Below are 24,992 nucleotides of genomic sequence, written 5' to 3' on the forward strand. Positions count from 1 at the left end.
ACAGATACCTGAGTCCCAAGGTCCCGAAAGGAATGAAGCGGTCAGCCGAATTCGGTTTTGGTGGAGTAGAATTGGGGCATACCGCCGAAACCGTTCGTTTGTGCGCGTTGGACGGTCGTTGGAAGATCAACCCTCCGAGGTCAAGACATCAGGCTCTAGCCACTCGACGCCGAGCAGTTCGGACAGCGACCGCAGACCGGATCGATCACCACCTTTCAGACCTGTGACCGAATTGAGATTGCGCAACATGACCGTGGCGACGTCCTCTTCCTTGGTGCCCACGCCGAAGGGTATGACCCACGGGCACGTCTGGTAGTCGCGATGCGACCGACCGAACGTCTGTTCTGCCGCGATCCCTGAGTATCGCGGTTGATGAAAGATTCCCGTCCGTGGCAACGGGGACGCGTGAGTGCCGTCCGGGAGTGCTTCGTTGGCATGGAGCGAGATCGAGGTCGTGACATTGAAGACGATGACCGGTGCGTCCCCGCGTTGAAACCGCAGACGTTGACCCTCCTTGTCCGGCACCGCACCGAACAGTTTTGCCACCGAGATCCCGGCGTCTTCGATCATCTCGACCAGTGGATCACCTGCCGTGGAGACGAATTCGACGGCCACCAACACCTGCTTGCCTGCCTTGACCTGCGCCTGCGCCCACTGGGCCGTCGACTCGGCGCGGATCATGCCCGCTTTCTGTCGGTAGCGCAGAACCAGCGCACGGCCGCGCGCGATGTTGCGACTCTTGCGGGCCAATCCCATTTCGTAGGCGTACTCGGCCCACTCCGTCTCGTACTCGGCGCGCTGGGCATGGGTGAGGTCGATCGGCATACCGTCGAGCGGAACAGGTCCCCACGGAGTCGGTCGATGAATCATCAAGGGCGGTTTGCTGTTCGACATCCACCCACGCACGGTCTCGAGCGCTCGAGATTGCAGCGTAGGTGATTCCTTCGCCTCTGCGCTCCACGTCCACTTCCCGTAGGACTTGTCCAGCGGAAGGCCGGACTCGACCAGCCTGGCGCCCAGGTCGGACCAGTACTCCGAAGGTTCTGAATGCAGCTGCGCGAAAAGCGGTGCCAGGTAACGCTGATCGGCCGGCGTGTGTCCCGGTGTTGCCGTCACGGACAGGACGAACGGCGCTTGCTCGTGAGCATTCGAAAAGCGCGCGACCTTCTCGAATGCCGCCGTGCGCTGTGTGTCGTTGCTGTACAGCTGGGCCTCGTCGGCAATCACCACACCGAACGTGTACTTGGGGCGGCCGTTTCGCGCGATCAGCTTCTTCAATTGGTCAGGCGACATGATCAACCAGCGGAATCCACCGTCGCCCACCGAGGCGATGGAATAGCGCCAATGCGGAATGGTGATCTGTGCGGGTCGATCGACGAGGACGAGGATGTTGGTTTCGCCGCGCTCCTCGGCAATCGTCTTGGCAGACATCACTGCGATCAGCGTCTTACCCAGGCCTGCATTGTCTGCCAACAGAAATCCGCGTTTGCCGGCGCGAGCGGCATCGACGACGGCTGCAGCCCCCGAAACCTGCTCGGGCCGAGGAATTTTGGGTGCAGCAACGGGACGTTCACCGGTGCTGTCATTGATGTCGTCCTCTACCCACTGCTGATAAGAGTAGGGGAGTGCCTTGAATGGAGCGAGTTCTACGGGCAACTCCGTACCGACCCACGCGTAGCTCTTCCATTTCTTGACGAACTGCGCACCAGGCGCCGGCGTCCGAAAGGGAACGTCGAGGAGCCAGACTCTCTCACCAGGGCCGGCAGTCGGCACATCCGGCATCGTCGCGCGTGAGCTCTTCTTTGCGACAGTCTTCTTCGGGGCGGTCTTTCTGGTCGTGTTCCTCTTGGGTGCAGCCTTCTTCGGTGCAGCCTTCTTTGCGGCAGCCTTGCGTGCCGTGGTTGCTTTGCGTGGTGGCATCAGGCGGTTTCTGCTGTGAGGAATTCACGCAGCGTGAGCGCAGGCCGGCCGACAAGGTCCTCCACGGTGCCCGTGATCAGCGCCAATTCACCCTGCGCGATTGCGGTGTACGTCGACACCCATGCGTCGAGTTCCCAAGCGGGTGCGTTGTACGACGCCCGCGATTCGTAAGCTTCCTCGAGCGTTTCCTCGACGTACGTGGTTCGCTTGCCGGTGACTTCGGTGATGATGCTCGCGGCCTCGGAGAGCGTCAGTGCCTCCCGTCCGGTCAGGTTGTACGTCTGTCCGACATGAGAATCCAGATCCTGCAGAACCGACACAGCGACGGCAGCAATGTCGGAGCGCGCTACCGCGCCGACGAGACCGTCCCCTGCGGGTCCGCGGATCACACCGTCTTCACCGGCGAGAGCGGGTAGGAAATCGAGGTAGAAGCTGTCGCGCAGGAAGGTGAATGCGAGCCCGGAAGCGCGGATATGTTCTTCGGTGACCCAGTGATCGCGAGCGAGCGTGAACGTCGCGTCCGGAGCAGCGCCGAGGAAAGACGTGTACACGATGTGCCTGACCCCGGCCTCCGCTGCGGCGTCGATGAAGGTGCGGTGCTGATCCAGACGATCTGCGCTTTCGGCCGCCGAGACCATGAAGAGGGTGTCGATTCCGGCCAGAGCCGCGAGAGCGCGCTTCTGATCCCCGTACGTGGTCTCGGCCGAATCGGCACCGGGGAGCTGCGGTAATCGGTTGACCGACCGTGCGATCAGCCGCTGTGGGACACCGGCGTCGGCCAACGACCGGGCCACCAGTCCGCCGATATGACCGGTCGCGCCGGTGACGGCGATCCTCGCAGACCGTGAATCTACGGACATGGTGCCCCTCCTTCGGTCGGTGTGCATCCCATCTTGCCGGAACCCACTCCCACGTCAGGTCACGACGCGACGATTACACCGCGAGCCACCGACAGAGCGTCGGACAAAGCTGTCCTGGTGTTGTCGTCGAGGGACAGCAGGGGCCGGCGGGGAAGGCCGGCGTCGATGCCGAGAGATTCCAACCCGGCTTTGACCGTCGACGGCAGTCCGCGACTGACGAGGACCTTCAGTAGCGGCTCGATCTGTTCGAACACAGCGGCGGCACCCGACCGATCACCGGATTCGAGTAGACGCCAGAAGTGCACCACCTGTTCGGGGGCCAGACACGGGGCTGCCGTGCACCATCCGCTTGCACCGGCAGAGAAAGATTGCAGTGCAAGAGGATTGCTGCCGTTGAAGAAGGGGATCGTGCCACCGCTCAGTTCGTTGATGCGGTTCATCCGGGTGATGTCGCCGGTGGATTCCTTGATCATCGTGACGCCGTCGACGGTGGAGACGAGATCGACGAGAAATTCCGGCGACATGTCGATCCCGGTGGTGGCCGGATTGTTGTAGATCATCGTGGGAATGTCGACGGAATCGGCCACCGCGGTGACGTGTTCACGAATCTCCTGCTCACCCAGATGCCAGTACGACGTGGGGAGGATCATCATTGCGTCGGCTCCGGCGTCTGCCGCGATCGATGCTCGGCGGAGTGCTCCCGCCGTCGTCAGATCCGACACTCCGACGACGGTGGGGACTCGGCGGTCGACGTAGTCGACAGTCTCCCGAGCGACCGTCTCCCACTCTGCATCGTCGAGATAGGCGCTCTCGCCGGTACTGCCGAGTGGGGCTATCGCGTCGACACCACTGCTGATCATGCTGTCGAGGAGCGTGTGTAGCGGCTTGGGGTCGAATGCTCCGGTGTCCCGGTCGAACGGGGTGATGGGATAGGCGACGATTCCCTTGATGGTGCTGCTCATGAGGCTCTCAGTTCTGTTGGTGGGAAACAAAAGTCAGTTGGTCAGTGTGTCGGGATGATTGCGGAGAGCGCGACGGGCGTAGTAAGCGAAGTTCGCCTCGCTGCGCCGAGGAGTCAGTGTCCAATCGTGTGCCTCCTTCGCCAGGCGAGGCGGTAGCGGCTTGATGTCTCCGGCAGCCATCGCCAGCAACTGCAGTCTGGCCGCTCGCTCGATCAGATGCCCGAGAGAGCATGCCTCTTCGACCGTGTTGCCGACGACGAGTTGGCCGTGGTGGGCGAGCAGAATTGCCCGCTTGTCGCCGAGTGCAGCCGAAATGATCTCGCCCTCCTCGTTTCCCACGGGAACCCCGGGCCAGTCGGCGAGAAATGCGCAGTCGTCGTAGAGCGGCGCGATGTCCATTTGGGAGACGACGAGGGGAATCTCGAGCATCGACAGCGCCGTCGCATGTAGTGGGTGTGTGTGGACGATGCAGTTGACGTCGGGTCGTGCGCGGTAGATCCAACTGTGGAACCTGTTGGCGGGGTTCGGCATGCCCTCCCCGTCGAGGACTTCGAGATCCTCGTTGACGAGCAGGAGGTTGTCCTCGGTGATCTCGTCGAACCCGAGGCCGAGTCGCTGTGTGACAAACGTTCCTGGCTGCCCACCGCGGGCGGAGATCTGTCCGGCAAGGCCGGAGTCGTGGCCGGCGTCCGACAGTGCCCGGCAGGTCAGTGCGATCTTCTGTCGAAGAGTCCAACTACCTGTCGTTACTTCGGTGAGCATCTTCGTCTCGGCGGTGGCCATGAGTTCCTGCTTGCTCGCATGCATCGTGTCGGTCATGGGGTGTGCCTTTCTCGGGACCCGGAAATCAATGACATTCAGTCACCTATAAGACACAAAGTGTCATATAGGACGGAAATGCGCAACCCTCGATTCCTGCATCGCTGATCGCCGCAGGTCAATGTATTGGTAGGGTGATGACACAAAGTCTCGTGAGGGGAACCGAATGGCAGCGTTTTTGCGAACACATCGGCGTCGCGCCGGTCTGACGCTCGAGGGCCTGGCCGAGCAGACCGGTCTGACGAAGAGCTATCTCTCCAAGGTCGAGCGGGGTATCAGTACCCCGTCGATCGCGGTGGCACTCAAGATTGCGCGTGTGCTCGACGCCGATGTGGGGCAACTGTTCTCGGACAGTATGGAGGGAAATGCCATGACGATCGTGCGCGCGAAGGACCGCGTGATCGACCCGGCCAACTCCGTGCAGTCTTCCGTCTACGATCCGATCGCGCCCTCACTGGTCGGAAAGGCCATGCAGCCGTTCGTGGTTCATCCGGCCTCGGTGATGGGTCCCAAGTTCATGGACCACACGGGAGAGGAGTTCGTGTTCGTGCACTCCGGATCCGTAGAATTCGAAATCCCCGGGCAGACGATGCACCTCGACGCCGGCGACAGCTTGTACTTCGACGCGAATACGCCGCACCGGATGCGGTCGGTGTCGGCGGATCGTGCGGTGGTGCTGGTTGTCGTCTACGACAAGCCTTCGGCTGGATCACCCAGCGGTGACTCGCTGGAAACGCACTGCGGGGTGGGCAGATGACGCTGGGGATCGACACGACACTGACGCTTCTCGCGGCCGGTCTGATCTTCCTTCTCTCCCTGTGCCTGGGAATCTGGAAATACCGACAGATGGCCACTTCGGACAATCACCTCGCCCATCCGTATGTCGACATCGCACACCGCGCTGCCCTGATGTACTCGTTTGCGACGCTGCTGATCGCGGTGTTCGTCGAAATCAGTGCGTGGCCGACGTGGATCAACCTGACCAGTGCCGCAGTGGTCGTGTTCTTCTTTCTCGCAGCGATATTCAGCTACATCGCTCACGGTGCGATGAAGGACACCGACAATCAGTTCGAGTCCGCCGGTCCGCCCCTGCACCTCGGGATGTTTCTGCTGATTCTCGGCGAGGTGGGCGGATTTGCCGTCCTACTCGCAGGTTTCGTGAAAGGCCAGTTCTTCTGATCGGGCTTCAGCGCCTGTGCTCGTAGCCGATCCAAGCCCGTCGACGCTCACCCATCGGGTCGTTCTCCACTCGGGACGTCTCGTCGAAGATCATTGTTTGCCGCTCCGGTACGGAGTAGGCGGGCCAATCCCGGTCCGGCACTCCGTGGCGGGCGAAATGGATCCAGTGGCGCTGCATGGTGGAGGTCACCGCAGTCAGTCCGCGGCGCCCACCGACCGCTGTCAAGGCCGCGGTGAGTGCATCCGAACGCCCGAAGACCGCAAGCAATTCGGTGGCGTGGGTAGCGCCCATGCCGATGAGTCTGAGCAGGCGAGGCGCAAAATCGTAGCGGTAACTGTAGGTAGGAGCTACCTGGCAATGACCCTGTGCGCAGAGTATCGCGGGCTCCCAGAACGTGATGTCGCCGCCGAGATCTGCGGCAGCAAACCGGTGCGGATACGTGGGATACGCCGCGAGCGCACGTGCTTTCACTTCAGGGGTGGTGTGGGAGAACATCTTCTCGATCCGAACCGGGTCGGTAGGCAAGATGTCGAGAACGCGCGGGAAGATTCTTCCCTCGTGGAGATTCGAACCGACGAGCAGCGGAACGGGGTGGGCGCGTCCGGCGGCGAACACGTCGAGCGGGTGTTCGGGAAGGACGTCGTCACCCACCACGGGGGCAAATGCCCGCGTTCCGGGTTCTTCGTCCGCGCCGCGGCGCGCAAGTTCTTCGCCGGCATCGACCAGGTCCTTCACCGAAGCGGAGCGCAGCCACGATGCCGGATCGGCATCCGGAGCCTGTGCGATCTCGAGGAACTCGCGTGCCCAACGGTGCGCTCGCTCTTTTCCGTATGCCGAAGCAGCCGGCGGACTTTGAGCGATGGCCCGGGCGAACAGCCCTCGTGCCGCCGGCGTTGCCATCAGAGTGGTGACCGCGTTGGCGCCGGACGATTCACCGAAGACGGTGACGGCGTTCGGGTCGCCACCGAAAGCGGCGATGTTGCGTTGGACCCACGTCAGCGCGGCGATCTGATCGCGCAATCCGAGGTTCGTCTCGAATGATTGTTCCGCAGTGGAATATTCACTGAAATCGAGGTAGCCCAACGCGCCGAGACGATATTGGATCGAGACGTAGACGATGTCGCCACGTTCGACCAGGCTCGTTCCGCGGTACATGGGCGTCGACGGATTCCCGCCGTTGTACGCGCCGCCGTGAATGAAGACCATGACCGGTCGCAACGAATCCGACGGTACCTGCGGGGCCACGACATTGACGAAGAGTGAGTTCTCGTCGAAGTTGCTCTTGCGCTGCGGAGACGGAGAGCCGAATGCTTCCGCCGGGCGGACACCATGCCAAGCCTCGACCGGCTGCGGTGCGCGAAATCTCCAAGGACCGGTCGGGGCCGTTGCGTAGGGGATTGCTCGCCAGGTGCGCAGTCCTCGATCGAGGCGCCCGCGTACGACCCCGGAATCGAGAGTGATCTCGAGGGGGCTCGTCACGGTAGGGAGATGTCGGTGCCGTGGCTACGGTAACCGCTGTATCCCGCCCAGGCCAAGCGTTGTTCACGTCTGGGATCGTTCTCGACGCGGACGATCTCGTCGAAGATCATGGTCCGACGCTCCTGCCCCTCGTAGCGCGGCCACGATCCGCGCGGCGAGCCGTGCTCGGCGAAGTGAAGCCAGTGTCCCTGAACAGATTCGGTGACTGCGCGCAGTCCGCGTCGACCGCCGGGAAGGGTGAGGCCGCGCCCGACAAGGGTGTCACCGATGCCGAAGACTGCAAACATCTCGAATCCGTGTGTGGCGTCGAGGCCGAGCCAGCGCATCATCGTCGGCGCGAAGTCGAATCGGTAGGCGTATGTCGGCGCTGATTGTGCGTGCGCTTGCATCAACTCCACGGACGGGTGCCAGAACGTGACGTCTCCGCCGACGTCGATCGCGGACTGCTCGTCCGGGTAGCCGGGATAGGTTGCGAGGATGCGCTTCCCGGCCTCGGGATCGGTGAGGGCAAACATGGTGTCGATGCGCGACGGGTTGGTCGGAAGTGCGTCGAGCACCTTCGGGAACAGCGTCCCCTCCCGTCTGTTGGTGCCGATGATCATCGGCACCTGGTGTGCCGATCCTTCTTTGAATGCGTCCAAGGGGGAGCGCGGCAGGAAGTCGCCGTCGACGACCGGTCCGAAGGGATGTAGTCCAGGTGTGTTCGCGAGTACCTCGGCGCCCAGTCTGCTTCCGGCTCTGCCCAATTCGACGGCTGTCGCCGAGGTCAGGGCCTTCGCGGGTGGTAGGCCGGAATTGAGGATCTCGACGAAACGCGCGCCCCAGGCATGCGATCGCTGCGTGCTCGAGACCAGATCCGGAGCCGAACTCTCGGCGATAGCGCCGGCAAAGAGTCCCTTGGCGGCCGGAGTCGCCATCAGGGTGGTGACGGCGGTGGCTCCGGCGGATTCACCGAAAATCGTGACTTTTTCAGGATCCCCACCGAAGGCGGCGATGTTGCGTTGCACCCACTGCAGGGCCGCGACCTGATCGCGCAGTCCGAGGTTGGAGTCGAATACGCGCTCGGATGTGGAGAACGGGGTGAAATCGAGGTAGCCCAGAGCGCCGAGTCGGTAGTTGATCGAGACGTAGACGACGTCGCCGCGTTCGACGAGGGACACGCCCGAGTACAAGCCGGTGGCCGAGGTCCCGATGGTGTTTGCCCCACCGTGGATGAAAACCATGACGGGACGCGGAGTATTGCCGGTGTTCGCGGGGGCGAGCACGTTGAGCGTCAGGCAGTCCTCGCTGCTCGGCTGGTACTTCCCGGGCGCGAGCAACAGCCCCTTCTTGTGTTGGACAGACGCGTCGCCGAACCTGGTCGCGTCGCGTTCTCCGGTCCACGGCGTGACCGGCTGGGGTCGCGTCAGACGCAGTGTTCCGACCGGCGGCCGGGCGTAGGGAATTCCGCGCCAGGCACGAAGTTTTCCCACCCGGCGGCCGCGCAGGGTGCCGTCGGCCGTGGTCACAAGTATGTCGGACGCCATGTCGCGACTATACGTACTTCGGGAGCGCGTCAGCGGCGAGCCTCCAGCAATCGAAGCCAGACTTCACTGACCGTCGGATACGAGGGCACCGCATGCCAGAGAGTTTCCAGTGGTACGGCGCCGACGACCGCGATTGTCGCCGCATGCACCAGCTCGGATACTTCGGGCCCGGCGAAGGTAGCGCCGAGGATCACGTCGGTGGCCTTGTCGATCACCAACTTCGCGCGCCCCGAGTAGTCGTCGCGCAGCAGCGAAGATCCCGCGACTGCGAGTTCGATCTCCACGACTTCGACGTCGTAGCCGTCGTCGCGAGCTTTCTTCTCGGTGCGTCCCACCCAGGCGATTTCGGGTGAGGTGAACACCACCTGGGGGACCTGTCCATTGTCCGCCGACGCCGTGTACCGAGGTCCCCTGAGTCCGCGGCTCTCGGCCCGCGCGGCGATGACGTCTCCGCAGACTCTCGCCTGATACTTGCCCATGTGGGTGAGGGGAGAACGACCGTTGATGTCGCCGACGGCGTAGAGCCACTCACCTTGGGCACAGAGGTGATCGTCAGTGGTGACGTACTTGCCGTCCTCGAGGCCGATGACGGACAAGCCGAGATCGGCAGATGTCGGCCCGCGGCCCGCCGCGACGATGACCTCGTCGACTTCGATCACGCCGGACGATGTCTCGATGCTGACGGGTCCACCGTGGATGTGACCTTCGCCGGTGTCCTTGGCATCGGGGCGTGAGACCGAGTTGACGGCAGTGCTCAGTCGAACGTCCACACCGCGGGCACCGAGTGCTTCGGCCACCATCGTTCCGGCAAACGGTTCTGCTGATTTCAACAGAGCATCGCCCCTCACGAGCAACGTCACGTGAGCGCCGAACGACGACAACCACGTTGCGCACTCAGTTGCGACCACTCCGCCGCCGATGACCGCCACTCGCGACGGAACCTCGTGCAGGTTGGTGGCGTCGCGCGAGGTCCACGGGAGTGCCTCGCGCAATCCCGGTGTCTTCGGGACGGTGGCGGTCGTTCCCGTGGCGAGTACGACGGCACGGCGGGCACGGAGCTTACGGGTCCCGTCGACGGTCACTGCTCGCTCGCCGTCGATGACCCCGTGGCCTTTGATCACGGTGATGCCCGCGGAGGTTGCCCAGTCGACCTGGGACGAGTCGTCGTGGTTGTGGGTGAACGAGTCGCGCCGTTTCAGAACGGCATCGACGTCCAGCGGTCCGGCCGGGATCCCGGGCAAGGCGTCGGCCGCCTCGAGGACCTGCCCCGGGCGCAGTAGTGCCTTGCTGGGCATACAGGCCCAATACGAGCATTCACCGCCGACCAGTTCGTGTTCCACGATTGCGGCGGTGCGATTACTTCCGGCGATGGCGTATGCGGCGGCGTTCTCGCCGGCGGGTCCACCGCCGATCACGATGACATCGAATTCGTCGGTCATTGCTCCACGGTATGTCGGATCGGTCCGAGTTCGCTCGGTTACCGCCGGGTACGAGAACTCGATGATGGTTACAGTTGGACCCATGACGCGGCAGAAGATTTTGATCACCGGTGCCAGTTCGGGTCTGGGTGAGGAGATGGCCAGGAGATTCGCCGCGGCCGGTCGCGACCTCGCGTTGTGTGCCCGGCGGACGGATCGTCTCGACACGCTGCGTGGGGAGCTGGTGGCGCAGTACCCGTCGATCAGCGTCGCAGTGCGCGAACTCGATGTGACCGAACACGATTCCGTCGTCCGGGTTTTCGGTGAGCTGCGCGACGAGTTGGGTGGCCTGGACCGGGTGATCGTGAACGCCGGGCTCGGCAAGGGCGCCAAGATCGGAACCGGAAAAGCGCACGCGAATCTTGCAACAGCGCAGACGAATTTTGTCGGCGCGCTGTCGCAGTGTGAAGCTGCGCTCGAGATCTTCCGCGCGCAGGACTCCGGACACCTGGTTCTCGTGTCCTCGATAAGCGCGGATCGGGGGCTACCCGGGCCAAAAGCGGCCTATTCGGCGAGCAAGGCGGGAGTAGCGGCGCTGGGTGAGGCGCTCAGTATCGAGTTGGCGCGCACACCTATTCGGGTCACCACGCTGCTGCCGGGCTTCATCAAGACCGACATGTCCGCCGGCGCCGGCGACGACGCTGCGCTCATGGCCAGTCTGGACGAAGGCGTCAGTGCCATGGTCGACGCTATCGAGAAGGAAACCACCCGAGCGGCGCTACCCGGCCTCAAGTGGCAAGGGATAGATGCGGCCCTACGATTCCTGCCCAACTCCGTGACAGCGAGGTTTGTCTGATGAGCATCCACATCTCGAACGGTAAGCCCCGGGTAGTGATCGTCGGTGGCGGCTTCGGTGGACTGTATGCAGCGAGACGACTCAAGAAGGCTGACGTCGAGGTGGTTCTGATCGACCGAGGGACCAGCCACGTCTTCCAGCCCCTGCTCTACCAGTGCGCCACGGGTCTGCTCTCCGAAGGGCAGATCGCAAGTCCGCTGCGACATCTGCTCGAGGACAACAAGAACACGAACGTCGTTCTGGGCGAGGCCAAGTCGGTGGACGCCGACGCCGGGATACTGACTGCCAGTCGCTTCGACGGGTCGACCTTCGAATTGCCGTACGACTACCTGATCGTGGCGGCTGGAATGCGCCAGTCCTACCACGGCCAGGACGAGTTCATCAAATGGGCGCCCGGCATGAAAACCCTCGACGACGCTTTGGCGATCAGGCGCAGTCTCATTGCTGCGTTCGAGATGGCCGAATCGCTCCCGACTGCGGAAGAACGTCGACCGTGGCTGACATTCGCCGTGGCGGGCGGCGGACCCACCGGCGTCGAATTAGCCGGACAGATCCGCGAATTGGCGATGCACGCGCTCACCAACGAGTTCCGGTCCATCGACCCTGACGAGGCAAGGGTACTGCTCTTCCACGGCGACGATCGGGTGCTCCCTTCGTTCAGTCGCAAGCTCTCGGCCGCCGCCAAACGTACTCTCGACGGGATCGGCGTCGAGACTCACCTCGGCGTGCACGTCACCGACGTGTGCGAGACCAGCATCGAGACGACGGACAAGAAGACAAAAGAGAAGCGGCAGTACGAGACCCGCACGATTCTGTGGACCGCGGGCGTCGAAGCAGTGCCGTTCGCCGAGGCACTGGCCACGGCGCTGGGTGTGAAGCAGGTCGGCGGTGGCCGCATCGAGGTGGAAGCCGATCTGACCGTTCCCGGCCACCCGAACGTCTACGTGGTGGGCGACCTCATGTCGCGGGACAAACTTGCCGGGGTGGCCGAGGTCGCGATGCAGGGTGGTCGGCACGCCGGTGCCCGGATCGCTGCAACCGTGGAAAACGGAGTGCCCAGCCGAAAACCGTTCAAGTACCGCGATCTTGGAACCGCGGCCTACATTTCGCGACGCCACGCGTTGCTTCAGGCAGGGCCGGTCCAGTTGTCCGGGTTCATCGGATGGGTGTCATGGGGAATCATCCACATCGCGTTCCTCGCGGGGTTCCGCAATCGCGCCAGCACGGTGCTGAACTGGGGCGCAACCCTGGCGTCGAAGACGCGTCGGGAACGGGCAATCACGTACGGCGACCCCGAAACCGCTCGGCAGCCGTACAACTGAGGGTTACTCGGTCTTGAACACGGGGTTTCCGGCGGTGTCGATCATCCACCACAGGCTGCCGACGCTCTGTCCGAGCATGTCGCCGGGAACCTTGTCGTCGAGGTACCGATAGACGGGCTTGCCGTTGACGGTGATCTGGAAAGATCCTTCCGGCCCGTCGATGGTACCGATGACAGCGTCGATTCCTTCGACGATCGGCGAATCCGTGACCGAGGTGACCGCCGGCCAGTAACGCAGGCACGCTTCGTCGCACGACCCGGCTTGTGAGTTCTCCTCGTCCGGGTTGTAGACGTAGACGGTCATGCCTTCGCCGTCGACGGCGATCGTCCCGAGTGGGGAGTCGGCGGTCTTCAGCAGGGGTGCATCAGCGGCGGCGGGTGGCGACAGCGACGTCGAAATGGCAGTGACGTTGTCTGCGCTGTCCCCGGAATCGAGGGCGTCGGGCGAGCAACCGGTGAGGATCAGGGCGGTACTCGCAACTGTCGCGAACAACCACTGTCTGCGCATGACGTCTCCGTTCTGGGCGGGAGTGCTCGGGACAAGCAATCGGGGATACCCGTTGCGGACGAGCTGAAAACGCCGGGCGTCCGGATTCCTCGACAATAGCTCTGTTACAGAGCTATTGTGAGGTTGTGGATGGAAGCGGAGCAAATCTTGCGGATGACGTCCTGGAGACGCTCGGACAATTGCGCCGGGGCACGAGGAAGGCGTCGGGGCGGCCGTTTGCGGAACGACCGCTCGCCGGCGCCCAGATCGAACTCGTCAGGCTGCTACGACGCAACCCGGGTCTGTCGGTGGCCGAGGCTGCCGGGCGATTGGGTGTCGCGGCAAACACGGTGTCCACCTTGGTGCGGCAGCTCGTCGACGAGGGAGTGATCGAACGCGTTGCCGACGAGGCCGACCGCCGCGTCGCGCGATTGGTGCTCGCGGACGAGGCGCGCGCCCGCGTCGAGGTGTGGCGTGATCGCCGGAGCGTGATTGTCGGTCAGGCATTGTCGAGTCTGACCGGAGAAGACAGGGCGAGGATCGAGGCTGCGCTACCAGCCCTGTCGCGATTGGCGAGCGCTCTGGCAGCAGCCGGATCAGAAGGTGACGGGTAGTGAGATGCTGACACAGTGGTGGAAGAGCCGAGCGGCAGGTTCACCCGACCCCGGCGCACACGCGGTCGAGATCGACTCGGTTACATACAAGTTCGGCGACCACCGCGCGGTGGACAACCTGAGTCTGGTCATCAATGCGGGGGAGTGTTTCGGCCTGCTCGGTCCCAACGGCGCAGGAAAGACTACGACGATCAGGTTGCTCAACACGTTACTTCCTCTGCAAGACGGTGACATTCGGATTCTCGGTCGCTCAGTTCGTACCGAAGCGATGACCATTCGGCGCTACCTCGGGTACGTGCCACAACAGCTCTCGATCGAAAGCGCATTGACCGCACGCGAGAACGTGACCTGGTTCGCGCGACTGTACGACGTTCCGCGGTCCGAACGACGCGAGCGCGTCGACCAGGCGCTCGAGATGGTGGACCTACTCGATTCAGGTGATCGTCTGGCGTCGAGCTTCTCCGGCGGTATGGTGCGACGTCTCGAACTTGCGCAGGCGCTGGTGAACCGACCGTCGTTGCTGGTGCTCGACGAACCGACGGTGGGGCTGGATCCCATTGCCCGCGAATCCGTCTGGCAGCGAGTGGCGGAGATGCAGAAGCAGTACGGCATGACTGTGCTGCTCACGACGCACTACATGGAAGAAGCGGAGGAGTTGTGTGATCGTGTTGCGTTGATGCATCACGGTGAACTTCGTGCAGTGGGCGAGCCGAGCGCGTTGGCCGCCGAACTGGGGCCGGAGGCCACTCTCGAAGACGTGTTCCGTCACTACACCGGCGACGACCTCACCGGCGGCAAGTCAGGAGGTCTCCACGATGTCCGCAGTGCCCGTCGCACAGCGCGCCGCTTGGGCTGATCCCACTACCAACAGTCTTGCTCGATTGCTCTCGAGAATTTACACATTCTGCCTCGTGGAAGTTCAGAAGTTGCGGCACGACCGATCTGAATTGGTCACGCGCGCAATCCAGCCGATCCTCTGGTTGGTGATCTTCGGTCAGACGTTCAGTCATATCCGAGCGATCCCGACTGGCGACGTACCGTATCTCGACTTTCTCGCGCCGGGCATCATTGCGCAGTCCGCGCTTTTTGTTGCGATCTTCTACGGAATCCAGATCATCTGGGAGCGTGACGCGGGAGTCCTCACCAAACTCATGGTGACGCCGACGCCACGAGCCGCGCTGGTCACCGGAAAGGCATTTGCGGCCGGTATCCGTGCGGTCGCCCAGGCCGTGGTCGTAGTCGTTGTAGCGGCGCTGCTGGGCGTGAGCATGACGTGGAACCCGATCAAGCTGCTCGGCGTCGTGGCTGTCGTTGTCCTCGGCTCGGCGTTCTTCGCCTGTCTGTCGGTTGCGATCGCGGGGATCGTGCTCAAACGAGATCGATTGATGGGCATCGGCCAGGCGATCACCATGCCGTTGTTCTTCGCGTCCAACGCTCTGTACCCGGTCGAACTCATGCCGACGTGGGTTCAGTGGCTCAGTCGCATCAATCCGCTGAGTTACGAGGTGTCAGCGCTGCGCGGTCTGCTGATCGGAATGCCGACCGACTACCTCGTCGACTTCGGCGTGCTGATCGGGGCCGCGCTGCTCGGAATCATCACAGCTTCGGCACTATTGGGCCGCTTGACTCGCTGATCTGACTCGCTGAACTTCGCTCCGGACTAGTCGCGAGTGAACGGTGGGGTGTAGGTGCTGCAATCCGGAGGGACGGCCGGGAGTCCTTCGGACGAGCGAAGTTTCTCCGCAATCGATGAGAGCAAGTCCTGCGATTCAGGGGAGAGATCGACCGCTTTTATGGCCAGAGAACGTAATTCGCTGTCGTGGAACTCCTCGACAACCGAACGGTCTTCTTCCGGAATCAGTTCGGGATCTTGGCGAGGTGTCGGGCCGAAGAAGTACTCTGCTGCTACGCCGAAGTAATCGGCCAATGCCAAAACGACTTGCTCCGATGGATTCGTGCGCACACCGCTCCGGAGTTGCGAGAGGTACGGTGTCGAAATCTTGCATCCACGTTGCGAAAGGGCTTCCACAACTTGTGCGTTGGTGAGTCTCGGTGCTGTGGCCGGGTACAAGGCGTTCAAACGGTCCTTGAATGAATCGGTCACAATTCCTCCCTCGAGCGTGACCCAGCGTCACAGCTACTTCGCAGTTTTCACATAGTAGACGACACGGTTATTCTGGACTCTGGTCGAAAGTCCTTTCACCTGCGGATATTTGGCGCAGAAAAATTCCAAAGACTTTGTAAAGTATGTGATTTTCGCCGCGTACTGACCGTTCGTTTTGCCAAGGTGTACGGCGGTAGCGTATAAGCCGAACGGTGGTGGTTACGCCATTGTGCTGCAGGTTCTTTCAGCCGGTCCTATCCATTTTGTGTCGATGCATTCCTGCTCGGTCTGTAACGTGCGAAGCGCTGCCGCCGGGCACCGGGCGTCGTCGTGCCGGCGGTTGGCGCGCCGCGTGTTCGGGACTTCTTCTCGGTGCTCTGCTCGACGCTCGCGCGCAGTGGTGGGCCCGTATTTTGCTGCACTCGAGAGTGAGCGCTCAGGTGTGTCCACCTGCGAAAGTGACGCGCATTGAAAGCGGCCGATTGGTATGTCATCGACGTTGGAACACAGTGCTTATCGTCGGTCCCCATTTTTCATGCGGTGACATAAGGTTCATGCGGTGACATCAGCGCCGCCCGGGCGTGTTGCTGCGGCGGACCGGGCTCGAAGCGCAGCCGGTCGGCCGGACATGTCGAGCGTCGACTCTGCGTCTTTCGGATCGGAATTGCCCGCTGCGCCAGTAGTAGTCGACGTCGTCGCAGTCAGGTGCATGTCAGAACCATGTGGAGGATTACACGTCTTGCACACGGAGGGCGACAGTCCGGGCGGCAATTCTGTCGCACAGATCTACCATCCAGTCCCCGCCGCGCGCTGCTCAACCTGCGGCATGTGTGCCTCGGCCTCGGAAGCGCTTTATGGCACGGGGGTTGCTGACCGGCGCATACTGGTTACAACACAGTGTGTTCGAAGGGCAGGACTGACATGGTCAGTGTCGAGAAGTGGGCGATGTGGGATTCCGCCGTGGAGGTGGACGTCACCGAGGGCGCTGCGCTGCCTACTGCGCACGCGTTGATCGCAGCTGCCATCGACGAAACCGAAGCGGTCTGCGACCTTCGCCGGGGAGACGCCGAGATTCACGCCGTCAACCTCGCTCAGGGAACTCCGGTCAAAGTGACACGACGTATGTCGGCTCTGCTGCGGTCGGCGCTGTGGGCTGCCCGTATGACCGGCGGTGCAGTCAATCCGCTCGCCGACAACTACTCCGAGGACGAATCCATTCCTCCGGTGCACCCGACCCCGACGTTCGAGGACGTACAGCTCGACGGAGACGTGGTGTACGCGCCCTGGGGTGCGTCGTTCGACATCACCGGAGTTGCCAAGGCCGACACCGTCGATCGCGCCGCGCAGACCGTCGCCGCCGAATTACAATGCGGCGTTGCTGTGCGGATCGGCGACGTGATCGCCACGGCCGGCCATGCACCAGCTGGTGGCTGGCAGATTCCGGTGCCGGACAGCGAAGAAGTCGAACTGATCAACGGAACCGCGATGGCGACGGCGCGGGCGCTGGAGCTGCCCTCCTGGGAGCCGAACCAGGAGCGGCCCTCCACGGAATGGGCACAGGTCTCGGTGATTGCTGACGACGCGGTGTGGGCGTACGCCGCGAGCGAAGCTGCGTTGATCCGGGGGATAAGCGCCATCAAATGGGTTGAACAGCAAGAGCTTCGGGCTCGGCTCGTCGACCGATCCGGACGCGTGTACACAACGGAAAGTTGGTTCGGCCCGGCCGCCGCGTGAGTCAGGCCCGTCCGCGCTCTCTGCGGTACCACTGCACCAGAGCATCTGTGGATGTGTCGCCGAGGTCGCCGGGTGCTGCTTCGGAAGAGAGCGCAGGCCCCAGTTCCATGGCTTGTGTCTTGCCGAGTTCGACGCCCCACTGATCGAACGGATTGACACCCCACACAGCACCTTCGACAAATACCTGGTGCTCGTAAAGTGCGATCAGCTGACCGACGACCGAGGGGGTCAGCTCCTTCGCCAAGATAGTGCTCGAAGGCCGGTTGCCTGGCATCACCTTGTGTGGCACCAGCTCCGGAGCAGTGCCCTCTGACGCGATTTCTTCGGCAGTCTTGCCGAACGCGAGAACCTTTGTCTGAGCGAAGAAGTTACTCATGAGCAGATCGTGCATTGATCCCGTGCCGTCCGCAGTAGGCAGATCGTCGGTGGATTCCGCGAACCCGATGAAATCGGCAGGCACCAGCCAGGTGCCCTGATGCAGGAGTTGGTAGAAGGCGTGTTGGCCGTTGGTTCCGGGCTCGCCCCAGAAGATCTCACCGGTGGACGTGGTCACCGGTGAGCCGTCGGCGCGAACCGATTTGCCGTTGGACTCCATGGTCAGCTGCTGCAGGTAGGCGGGAAAGCGCAGCAAGTCGTTGGAGTAGGGCAGCACTGCGCGGGACTGTGCGCCGAAGAAGTTGGAATACCAGAGCCCGATGAGGCCGAGGAGGACCGGCGCGTTCTGCTCGAGCGGTTGGTTTCGGAAGTGCGTGTCGATCTGGTGGAAACCGTCGAGGAACTCCGCAAAGCGAACGGGTCCGACGGCACACATGACCGACAAGCCGATCGCCGAGTCGACGGAGTAGCGCCCGCCGACCCAATCCCAGAACCCGAACATGTTCGCGGTGTCGATGCCGAACTCCGCCACGCGGTCACCGTGGGTGGAGACTGCGACGAAATGCTTGGCTACGGCCGAGACGTCTTCGCTGCCCAGACCGGCGAACAGCCAACGCTTTGCCGCTGTCGCGTTGGTGAGAGTCTCGAGGGTGGAGAACGTCTTGGATGCGACGATGAAGAGCGTCGTCTCCGGATCGAGGTCGTCGAGCTGTCCGACCAGATCGACAGGGTCGATGTTGGAGACGAACCGGACGCTGATTCCGGCGTCGGCGTAATGCCGTAGTGCGCGGTAGACCATCACCGGCCCGAGGTCGGAACCGCCGATGCCGATGTTGACGATGGTGCGGATGCGCTTGCCGGTAGCTCCGGTCCACTCGCCGCTGCGCACACGGTCGGCAAAAGCGCCCATCGCGTCCAGAACTTCGTGAACGTCGGCGACGACGTCTTGACCGTCGACGGTCAGAGCAGAATCCTTCGGCAGACGCAGCGCTGTGTGCAGTACGGCGCGGTCTTCGGAAGTGTTGATGTGATCGCCCGCGAACATCGCGTCGCGTCGTGCCTCGACGCCGGCCTCGCGGGCCAGGTCGACGAGTAGCGCGAGAGTTTCGCGGCTGACGCGATGCTTGCTGTAGTCGATGTGAAGATCACCGGCGTCGATCGTCAGCTCTCGCCCGCGGGCTGGATCGTCCTGGAAGAGTTCTCGCAGGTGAACGCCTTCGATGTCGGCGTAATGAGCGCGCAGTTTCTGCCAGGCTGAGGTTCCGGTGATGTCAGTGCTCACGATCATCGACTTTAGTGGCACAAGCTGGAAACTTCCGCGTGAGTCTCGCTCGCGGGCAGACGGACGCGGCTCCGACGAGCATCATGGAACCCATGGACACATTCGAATTCATTCGATCAGTTCCCACCCAGTTGTTCGTCGGCGGTCGGTTCGTGCCCGCGGAGAACAACGCGACCTTCCCGGTGGCGGATCCGGCGACCGGGAAATCGTTGACCGATGTCGCCGATGCGAGCCCCGCGGACGCGCTGCGCGCTCTCGACGAAGCCGTCGCCGTCTCGTCGAAGTGGGCGAGCACACCTGCGCGCGAGCGTGGTGAAATCCTGCGAGCCGTCTTCGAGAAGATCACCGAGCGAGCCGAGGACGTGGCGCTGCTGATGACCCTCGAAATGGGCAAGGCACTCGCCGAAAGTCGCGCCGAGGTGAAGTACGGGGCTGAGTTCTTCCGGTGGTTCAGCGAGGAGGCCGTTCGCATCGGCGGGCGCTACACGCCGGCCCCGGCGGGCAACGGCCGGATCCTTGTCACCAAGGCGCCGGTCGGACCGTGTCTGGCCATCACTCCCTGGAATTTCCCGTTGGCGATGGGTACCCGCAAGATCGGCCCGGCGTTGGCCGCCGGCTGCACGATCATCGTCAAGCCTGCCTCGGAGACCCCGTTGACGATGTTGTTGCTTGCTCAGCTCATGGCCGAAGCCGGGTTGCCCGACGGAGTCCTCTCGGTGTTGCCGACATCGAAATCCGGTGAAGTGACCGGCCCTCTCATCGACGACCCTCGACTGCGCAAGCTCACCTTCACCGGGTCCACCGGCGTCGGCAAGATGCTGGTGGAGAAGTCCGCGAAGCGATTGCTCCGCACGTCGATGGAATTGGGTGGCAACGCACCCTTCGTGGTGTTCGACGACGCGGACGTCGACAAGGCAGTCGAGGGCGCGGTACTGGCGAAGCTTCGCAACGGAGGCGAAGCATGCACCGCCGCCAACCGGTTCCACGTCGCCAACGCCGTGCGTGAAGAGTTCACGACCAAGCTGACCGAGAAGATGGCGACTTTCACGATGGGACCCGGTACCGACCCGGAGACGAAGCTCGGCCCGCTGATCAACCAGAACCAACTCGACACGGTCGCGGAGTTGGTTGCAGATGCGGTGGATGCCGGGGCGAAGGTGCGATTGGGCGGCGAAGCGCCGGGTGGTGAAGGGTACTTCTATCCAGCCACGGTGTTGGCAGACGTTCCGGCCAGCGCGCGGATTCTGAAAGAAGAGGTGTTCGGACCCGTCGCCGCGATCACCGGCTTCGACACCGAAGCCGAGGGAATCGCAGCCGCCAACGACACCGAGTTCGGACTGGCCGCGTACATCTTCACGAGGGATCTCGACCGTGCGCTTCGGGTTTCCGACGCACTGGAATCAGGAATGATCGGCGTCAACCGCGGAGTGATCTCGGACGCGGCAGCGCCGTTCGGCGGCGTGAAGGAATCCGGATTCGGCCGCGAGGGCGGGACCGAGGGGATCGAGGAATACCTGAACACGAAGTACATCGCGCTCGAGAGCTGATACACACGCGAACGGCCACATCGGGACTGCCAGAGGCATCCGATGTGGCCGTTCGCAAGTGATCTGGGTGTGCGCTAGTGGCCCAGGCGTCCGCGGCCCAGGCGCAGGAGCAGCATCGCGAGAGTGTGGCCTTCCTGGCCCAGCTCGTTGAATCGTTCTAGGACCTTCATCTCGCGGCTGTGCACCAGACGCGGACCACCCGATGCCATCCGGGTACGGCCGATGATCTGGGAGACCTCGGAGCGGCGTTTGATGGCCGCGAGGATCTCGGCGTCGAGACGGTCGATTTCTTTCCGTAGTTCGTCGATCTCCGCCTCACTCTGGGGGATCTCGACGTCTGTCGGAGCAGTTTTTACAGTATCGACAGTATTTCCATGGGGGGCTGCAGCCTGGGTGCTCATTGCTATTCGTCTCCTCTTCCTACTGCGTGGATCGTGGTCTCGGCTCGGGTCGTTACCGATCCAGGCACACTGACGAAAATGCCCCGGATCCGATTCGGACCAGGGGCGGGTGAGCTGTTCAGATCACGTGCACCGAGGTCCGGGGCACGTAAAGTAACGCCACAGCGGGCCGACGGGGTCGGCCGTGTTGTCGCGAACGGAAATGCTGAACATAGCGTCCAGTTTGCCATGCTCGACACAGGTAATCCAAGTGCCTCTACCAGCAGGTGGACGCACTGACGACCGTGTCGGTGGACGCCGGTAGCGTGGACAGGCGATGAACACGTACCCAGCACTCGGTGAGCACGACGGACATTCCCAGCACGACGGGGGCGGCGCGCGGGGACACGACGCGGGTTCGGACGCCCTCCTCGAGGGTCTCAACCCGCAACAGCGCGAGGCCGTGGTCCATGCCGGTTCGCCGTTGCTGATAGTCGCGGGCGCCGGCTCGGGCAAGACTGCAGTGCTGACGCGTCGTATCGCCTATCTGCTGGCCGAACGGGGTGTCACCGCCGGTCAGATCCTGGCCATCACGTTCACCAACAAGGCTGCGGCCGAGATGCGCGAGCGTGTGGCAGCTCTTGTCGGACCGCGTGCCAACGCCATGTGGGTCTCGACGTTCCACTCCAGTTGCGTGCGGATTCTGCGAGCACAGGCGGCGCTCCTACCCGGTTTGAACTCGAATTTCTCGATCTACGATTCCGACGATTCGCGTCGACTGCTGACGATGATCTCGAAGGACCTCGAGCTCGACACCAAACGATTCTCCGCGCGGCTTCTCGCTACGCATATCTCCAATCTGAAGAACGAACTCGTCGGACCGGAAGAGGCGGTTGTCGCAGCCGATCAGGATCCGGCCGAACTTCCGCGACTGATCGCCAAGGTCTACGGCCACTACCAACAGCGGCTGCGTGCGGCGAACGCACTCGACTTCGACGATCTCATCGGTGAGACCGTCGCGCTTCTTCAGGCGTTTCCACAGATCGCCGAGTACTACCGCCGCCGCTTCCGTCACGTGCTCGTCGACGAGTACCAGGACACCAACCACGCGCAATACATGCTTGTGCGTGAACTGGTCGGCGGTGCCGGCGAGTCCGACCACGCCGTTGCCCCGGCCGAACTGTGCGTCGTCGGTGACGCCGATCAGTCGATCTACGCATTCCGCGGAGCCACTATCCGCAACATCGAAGAGTTCGAACGCGACTACCCGGATGCTCGGACCATCCTTCTCGAACAGAACTACCGTTCGACGCAGAACATTCTGTCTGCGGCCAACTCCGTGATTTCCAAGAACACCGGCCGACGAGAAAAGCGTCTGTGGACCGATTCGGGTGAAGGCGAACTGATCGTCGGCTACGTTGCAGACAACGAGCACGACGAAGCATCGTTTGTCGCCTCGGAGATCGATCGGCTGGTGGACCAGGGCGAGACCAAGTTCGCCGACATCGCGGTGTTCTACCGGACCAACAACTCCTCACGCGCGCTCGAGGAGATCTTCATTCGACTCGGAGTGCCGTACAAGGTGGTCGGCGGCGTTCGCTTCTACGAGCGCAAGGAAGTTCGGGACATCGTCGCGTATCTGCGCGTCCTCGCCAACGAGGACGACACCGTGAGCCTGCGACGCATTCTCAACACGCCCCGACGCGGTATCGGTGATCGAGCCGAAGCCTGCGTCGCCGTGCACTCCGAGCATCGCAACATCAGCTTCGCCGCCGCTCTCCGTGACGGCGCGGAAGGCAAAGTGGCGCTGCTCAATACGCGGTCACAGAAGGCCATCGCGTCGTTCCTCGAGATGATGGACGGGCTGCGGGCCCTGCTACCGACAGCGGCCGCCGACGAGGACGAACCGTTCGAGCTCGGTGACATCGGTGAGGTTGCCGAGGCGGTGCTCGAGCGCACCGGCTACCGCGCCGAGCTTGCGGCGAGCAGCGATCCGCAGGATGGCGCGCGACTCGACAACTTGAACGAACTCGTCAGCGTGGCAAGGGAATTCAGTTCCGACGCGCGAAACGCGGCCGGGCTGATCGATCCGGACGACGAGGAAACCGCAGCAATGCGTGAAGGTGAACCCGATCCGGGTTCGCTTGCCGCCTTCCTCGAACGGGTATCGCTTGTCGCCGACGCCGATCAACTGCCGGACTCCGACGACGGCGTCGTGACCATGATGACGCTTCACACCGCCAAGGGCCTCGAGTTCCCGGTCGTCTTCGTCACCGGTTGGGAGGACGGGCAGTTCCCGCACATGCGCGCCCTCGGCGATCCGGCGGAGCTGTCCGAAGAGCGTCGACTTGCTTACGTCGGCATCACCCGTGCCAGGCAGCGCCTGTACCTGACGCGCGCGATCATGCGTTCGGCGTGGGGGCAACCGATCCAGAACCCGGCGTCGCGGTTCATCCAGGAGATCCCGGAGGACCTGATCAACTGGCGCCGTGAGGATCCGGGCACCGGTGGCGGATTCGGAAGCGGCAGGCCGGGTTACGGCAGCGGAAGCCGCTACGGCAGCCAGGGCGGCCAGGGATACGGCGGCGGGCAGAACTACGGGGGAGGGTCCGGCAAGGCCGCGTCGACTCCCAGTTTCGGTGCCGCGCGTGGCCGCAACAACGTTCTGGTCCTCGCCACGGGTGACCGCGTCAGTCACGACAAGTACGGTCTGGGCACCGTGTTGGAAACCAAGGGCACTGGCCCCACCGCGACGGTCACCATCGACTTCGGTAGCGCGGGCAAGGTGCGGTTGATGCTCATCGGCGGTGTGCCGATGGTCAAGCTGTAGAAGACAGGCAAAAACTTCCGGCCCGTACCTGGAAAGGTACGGGCCGGAAGTTTTTCATCAGAAGCGTTGGGCTTGCGATCAGTCCTGCTCGACGCCGAGGCTGATGCCGCGTGAGGCGAGCCAGGGGAGGGGATCGATCTTGTTCTCGCCGGCGAGATGAACCTCGAAGTGAAGGTGCGGGCCGGTGGAGAAGCCGCGGTTGCCGACAGTGGCGATCTGGTCGCCGGCCATGACCTGCTGACCGACCGTGACGGTGGACGTGTCGATGTGGCCGTAGACGGTGATCGTTCCGTCTGCGTGCTGTAGGCGTACCCACATGCCGAACCCGGAAGCCGGACCTGAATCGATGACCTTGCCGTCGGCGACGGCGACGATGGGCGTCCCGATCGGGGCGGCGATGTCGACGCCGGCGTGCAGGGTGCCCCAGCGGGTGCCGAAATTGGACGTGAACGTGCCAACTGCCGGCAGGACGAACAGCGGGCGACGGGCAGCGGCTTCGCGTGCTGCGCGCTCGTCACTGAAACGCTGGCCCTTGGCAAGCAGGTTGCTGAACTGGGAGAGGTCGGTCGGCGCTGCGACGTTGAGGACCTGCGGAGCGTCGGCCTCGGTGGTGGCTGCCGTGGAGGTGGCCGGAGCGAACTGAGCGGCCTGCGGTTCTGCGGTGGTACCGATCGCGGAGGACTCGTTGGCGAGTGCAACTTCCGAGTGGTCGGCGGCAGAAGAGGAACCGTCGTTGACAACTGCCTGGCCCGCGGCGACAACCGCGCCGGCTGCAACTGCCAGAACGGCGGCGCGGCCCTTGAGAGCGGAGGGAGGGGTGGGGAGTCGGTGAGCACCGCTGCGGCGAACCGGAGATTCGACATCGACTGTCGGTGCGGAGGAAGCGTAAGTGGGGGTGCTGATCACGTCGGACTCGACGAACTCGTGAGAGTCGGAATCTGACGACGTGGAGGATGAATTTCGAGTGAACATATCGGTAGAGATCTCAGAACTTTTGGTCTCGGTGTAACGCCTGGCCGAGTGCGTTGGATAAGTGGTCGTGACCTCGTCTGGAGCTGAGTTCGAGAACCTACTAGCGGTGAACTGGCTGCGGTGATGCATATGCCGGTTCTCTCCTCGAGTTCGTGATCAGCCCGTGACTTAGACCGACTGACGGTAACGAAATGATTGCGATGGGCGCAAGCCGTAGCGGAAACCTGTCCGATTATGTGACGTGCCTCACAGCTTGACCTGGGAATATGTCGATCCGGGCAAAACGGACGAATCATCTCGTTTCGTGATCACGCGTGTCACAACCG

23 protein-coding genes are annotated in these 24,992 nt (G+C 63.0%); 10 read left to right on the forward strand and 13 right to left on the reverse strand.

All coding sequences use genetic code 11. From position 1 onward, the window contains the following. Positions 1-126 precede the first annotated feature (126 nt). Genes YH3_RS19520 through YH3_RS19535 form a run of 4 tightly spaced genes read right to left on the reverse strand, consistent with a single transcriptional unit; the run spans position 127 to position 4,561 of the window. Positions 127-1,920: a DEAD/DEAH box helicase family protein gene (locus tag YH3_RS19520; RefSeq protein ID WP_064443895.1), complete on the reverse strand. Its 1,794-nt coding sequence runs from the start codon at positions 1,918-1,920 to the stop codon at positions 127-129. Continuing rightward, positions 1,920-2,780, reverse strand: coding sequence for an SDR family oxidoreductase (locus tag YH3_RS19525; protein ID WP_054188823.1), 861 nt, complete (start codon positions 2,778-2,780; stop codon positions 1,920-1,922). Before YH3_RS19525 ends, YH3_RS19520 begins: the two co-directional genes overlap by 1 nt. A 59-nt stretch (positions 2,781-2,839) precedes the next feature. After that, the gene (locus YH3_RS19530; protein ID WP_007727643.1) at positions 2,840-3,742 is read right to left on the reverse strand and encodes a dihydrodipicolinate synthase family protein; all 903 of its coding nucleotides are present in this window, start codon (positions 3,740-3,742) and stop codon (positions 2,840-2,842) included. Positions 3,743-3,775: 33 nt separating this feature from the next. Beyond that, a complete protein-coding gene (locus YH3_RS19535; protein WP_030534888.1) occupies positions 3,776-4,561 on the reverse strand; it encodes an aldolase in 786 nt (261 codons plus the stop codon). A gap of 166 nt (positions 4,562-4,727) precedes the next feature. Between YH3_RS19535 and YH3_RS19540 the strand changes: the two genes are divergently transcribed. Then, on the forward strand, positions 4,728-5,318 hold the full coding sequence (locus YH3_RS19540) for a helix-turn-helix domain-containing protein (RefSeq protein ID WP_003946400.1): 591 nt from the start codon (positions 4,728-4,730) through the stop codon (positions 5,316-5,318). Further along, positions 5,315-5,740: a hypothetical protein gene (locus tag YH3_RS19545; protein WP_054188822.1), complete on the forward strand. Its 426-nt coding sequence runs from the start codon at positions 5,315-5,317 to the stop codon at positions 5,738-5,740. Before YH3_RS19540 ends, YH3_RS19545 begins: the two co-directional genes overlap by 4 nt. A gap of 7 nt (positions 5,741-5,747) precedes the next feature. Here the strand turns inward: YH3_RS19545 and YH3_RS19550 are convergent, their stop codons facing one another. Genes YH3_RS19550 through YH3_RS19560 form a run of 3 tightly spaced genes read right to left on the reverse strand, consistent with a single transcriptional unit; the run spans position 5,748 to position 10,185 of the window. Further along, positions 5,748-7,220 (reverse strand): carboxylesterase/lipase family protein, encoded by a 1,473-nt coding sequence (locus tag YH3_RS19550; protein WP_064443896.1) that lies wholly within the window; start codon positions 7,218-7,220, stop codon positions 5,748-5,750. Continuing rightward, positions 7,217-8,746 carry a carboxylesterase/lipase family protein gene (locus tag YH3_RS19555; protein WP_003946388.1) on the reverse strand — a complete coding sequence of 510 codons (1,530 nt, stop codon included), beginning with the start codon at positions 8,744-8,746 and terminating at the stop codon, positions 7,217-7,219. Before YH3_RS19555 ends, YH3_RS19550 begins: the two co-directional genes overlap by 4 nt. Positions 8,747-8,775: 29 nt before the next feature. Next, complete coding sequence (locus tag YH3_RS19560) at positions 8,776-10,185, reverse strand: NAD(P)/FAD-dependent oxidoreductase (RefSeq protein ID WP_030534884.1); 1,410 nt, start codon at positions 10,183-10,185, stop codon at positions 8,776-8,778. Positions 10,186-10,267: 82 nt separating this feature from the next. On the opposite strand from YH3_RS19560, the gene YH3_RS19565 reads away from it, so the two are divergent. Beyond that, positions 10,268-11,020: an SDR family oxidoreductase gene (locus tag YH3_RS19565; RefSeq protein WP_007727631.1), complete on the forward strand. Its 753-nt coding sequence runs from the start codon at positions 10,268-10,270 to the stop codon at positions 11,018-11,020. Continuing rightward, the gene (locus YH3_RS19570; protein WP_003946361.1) at positions 11,020-12,342 is read left to right on the forward strand and encodes an NAD(P)/FAD-dependent oxidoreductase; all 1,323 of its coding nucleotides are present in this window, start codon (positions 11,020-11,022) and stop codon (positions 12,340-12,342) included. Before YH3_RS19565 ends, YH3_RS19570 begins: the two co-directional genes overlap by 1 nt. A gap of 3 nt (positions 12,343-12,345) precedes the next feature. Here the strand turns inward: YH3_RS19570 and YH3_RS19575 are convergent, their stop codons facing one another. Continuing rightward, the gene (locus YH3_RS19575) at positions 12,346-12,849 is read right to left on the reverse strand and encodes a hypothetical protein (RefSeq protein ID WP_007727629.1); all 504 of its coding nucleotides are present in this window, start codon (positions 12,847-12,849) and stop codon (positions 12,346-12,348) included. Positions 12,850-12,974: 125 nt separating this feature from the next. Between YH3_RS19575 and YH3_RS19580 the strand changes: the two genes are divergently transcribed. The 3 genes from YH3_RS19580 to YH3_RS19590 are packed head-to-tail and all read left to right on the forward strand — an operon-like array spanning position 12,975 to position 15,076. Then, on the forward strand, positions 12,975-13,442 hold the full coding sequence (locus YH3_RS19580) for a MarR family winged helix-turn-helix transcriptional regulator (protein WP_064443897.1): 468 nt from the start codon (positions 12,975-12,977) through the stop codon (positions 13,440-13,442). Positions 13,443-13,446: 4 nt separating this feature from the next. Further along, positions 13,447-14,298: an ABC transporter ATP-binding protein gene (locus YH3_RS19585; RefSeq protein ID WP_064444233.1), complete on the forward strand. Its 852-nt coding sequence runs from the start codon at positions 13,447-13,449 to the stop codon at positions 14,296-14,298. Then, positions 14,258-15,076: an ABC transporter permease gene (locus tag YH3_RS19590; protein ID WP_007727621.1), complete on the forward strand. Its 819-nt coding sequence runs from the start codon at positions 14,258-14,260 to the stop codon at positions 15,074-15,076. The genes YH3_RS19585 and YH3_RS19590 overlap by 41 nt, the downstream gene beginning before the upstream one ends. 26 nt (positions 15,077-15,102) lie before the next feature. Here the strand turns inward: YH3_RS19590 and YH3_RS19595 are convergent, their stop codons facing one another. Both YH3_RS19595 and YH3_RS36090 read right to left on the reverse strand, forming a co-directional pair. After that, the gene (locus YH3_RS19595; RefSeq protein ID WP_003946341.1) at positions 15,103-15,546 is read right to left on the reverse strand and encodes a helix-turn-helix domain-containing protein; all 444 of its coding nucleotides are present in this window, start codon (positions 15,544-15,546) and stop codon (positions 15,103-15,105) included. Between the two features lie 552 nt (positions 15,547-16,098). Beyond that, positions 16,099-16,257 carry a hypothetical protein gene (locus YH3_RS36090; RefSeq protein WP_155277906.1) on the reverse strand — a complete coding sequence of 53 codons (159 nt, stop codon included), beginning with the start codon at positions 16,255-16,257 and terminating at the stop codon, positions 16,099-16,101. Between the two features lie 210 nt (positions 16,258-16,467). Between YH3_RS36090 and YH3_RS19600 the strand changes: the two genes are divergently transcribed. Continuing rightward, positions 16,468-17,280, forward strand: coding sequence for an FAD:protein FMN transferase (locus tag YH3_RS19600; RefSeq protein WP_064443898.1), 813 nt, complete (start codon positions 16,468-16,470; stop codon positions 17,278-17,280). Between the two features lies 1 nt (position 17,281). On the opposite strand, the gene pgi is transcribed toward YH3_RS19600, so the two are convergent. Further along, entirely contained in the window at positions 17,282-18,937 is a 1,656-nt protein-coding gene (gene pgi / locus YH3_RS19605; protein ID WP_007727615.1) for a glucose-6-phosphate isomerase, read from the reverse strand. A 92-nt stretch (positions 18,938-19,029) separates the two neighbouring features. Here pgi and YH3_RS19610 point away from each other — a divergent pair, with 92 nt between their 5' ends. Further along, positions 19,030-20,484, forward strand: a complete 1,455-nt coding sequence (locus tag YH3_RS19610) for an NAD-dependent succinate-semialdehyde dehydrogenase (protein WP_007727613.1) — start codon at positions 19,030-19,032, stop codon at positions 20,482-20,484. Between the two features lie 74 nt (positions 20,485-20,558). Here the strand turns inward: YH3_RS19610 and YH3_RS19615 are convergent, their stop codons facing one another. Continuing rightward, on the reverse strand, positions 20,559-20,885 hold the full coding sequence (locus YH3_RS19615) for a chorismate mutase (RefSeq protein ID WP_003946362.1): 327 nt from the start codon (positions 20,883-20,885) through the stop codon (positions 20,559-20,561). A gap of 316 nt (positions 20,886-21,201) precedes the next feature. Between YH3_RS19615 and pcrA the strand changes: the two genes are divergently transcribed. Beyond that, positions 21,202-23,694 (forward strand): DNA helicase PcrA, encoded by a 2,493-nt coding sequence (gene pcrA, locus YH3_RS19620; RefSeq protein WP_064443899.1) that lies wholly within the window; start codon positions 21,202-21,204, stop codon positions 23,692-23,694. A 78-nt stretch (positions 23,695-23,772) separates the two neighbouring features. Here the strand turns inward: pcrA and YH3_RS19625 are convergent, their stop codons facing one another. Then, positions 23,773-24,795, reverse strand: coding sequence for a M23 family metallopeptidase (locus tag YH3_RS19625; protein ID WP_030534879.1), 1,023 nt, complete (start codon positions 24,793-24,795; stop codon positions 23,773-23,775). Positions 24,796-24,992: the final 197 nt, after the last annotated feature.

This window comes from Rhodococcus sp. YH3-3 (genome assembly GCF_001653035.1).
Classification (GTDB): Bacteria; Actinomycetota; Actinomycetes; order Mycobacteriales; family Mycobacteriaceae; genus Rhodococcus_F; species Rhodococcus_F qingshengii.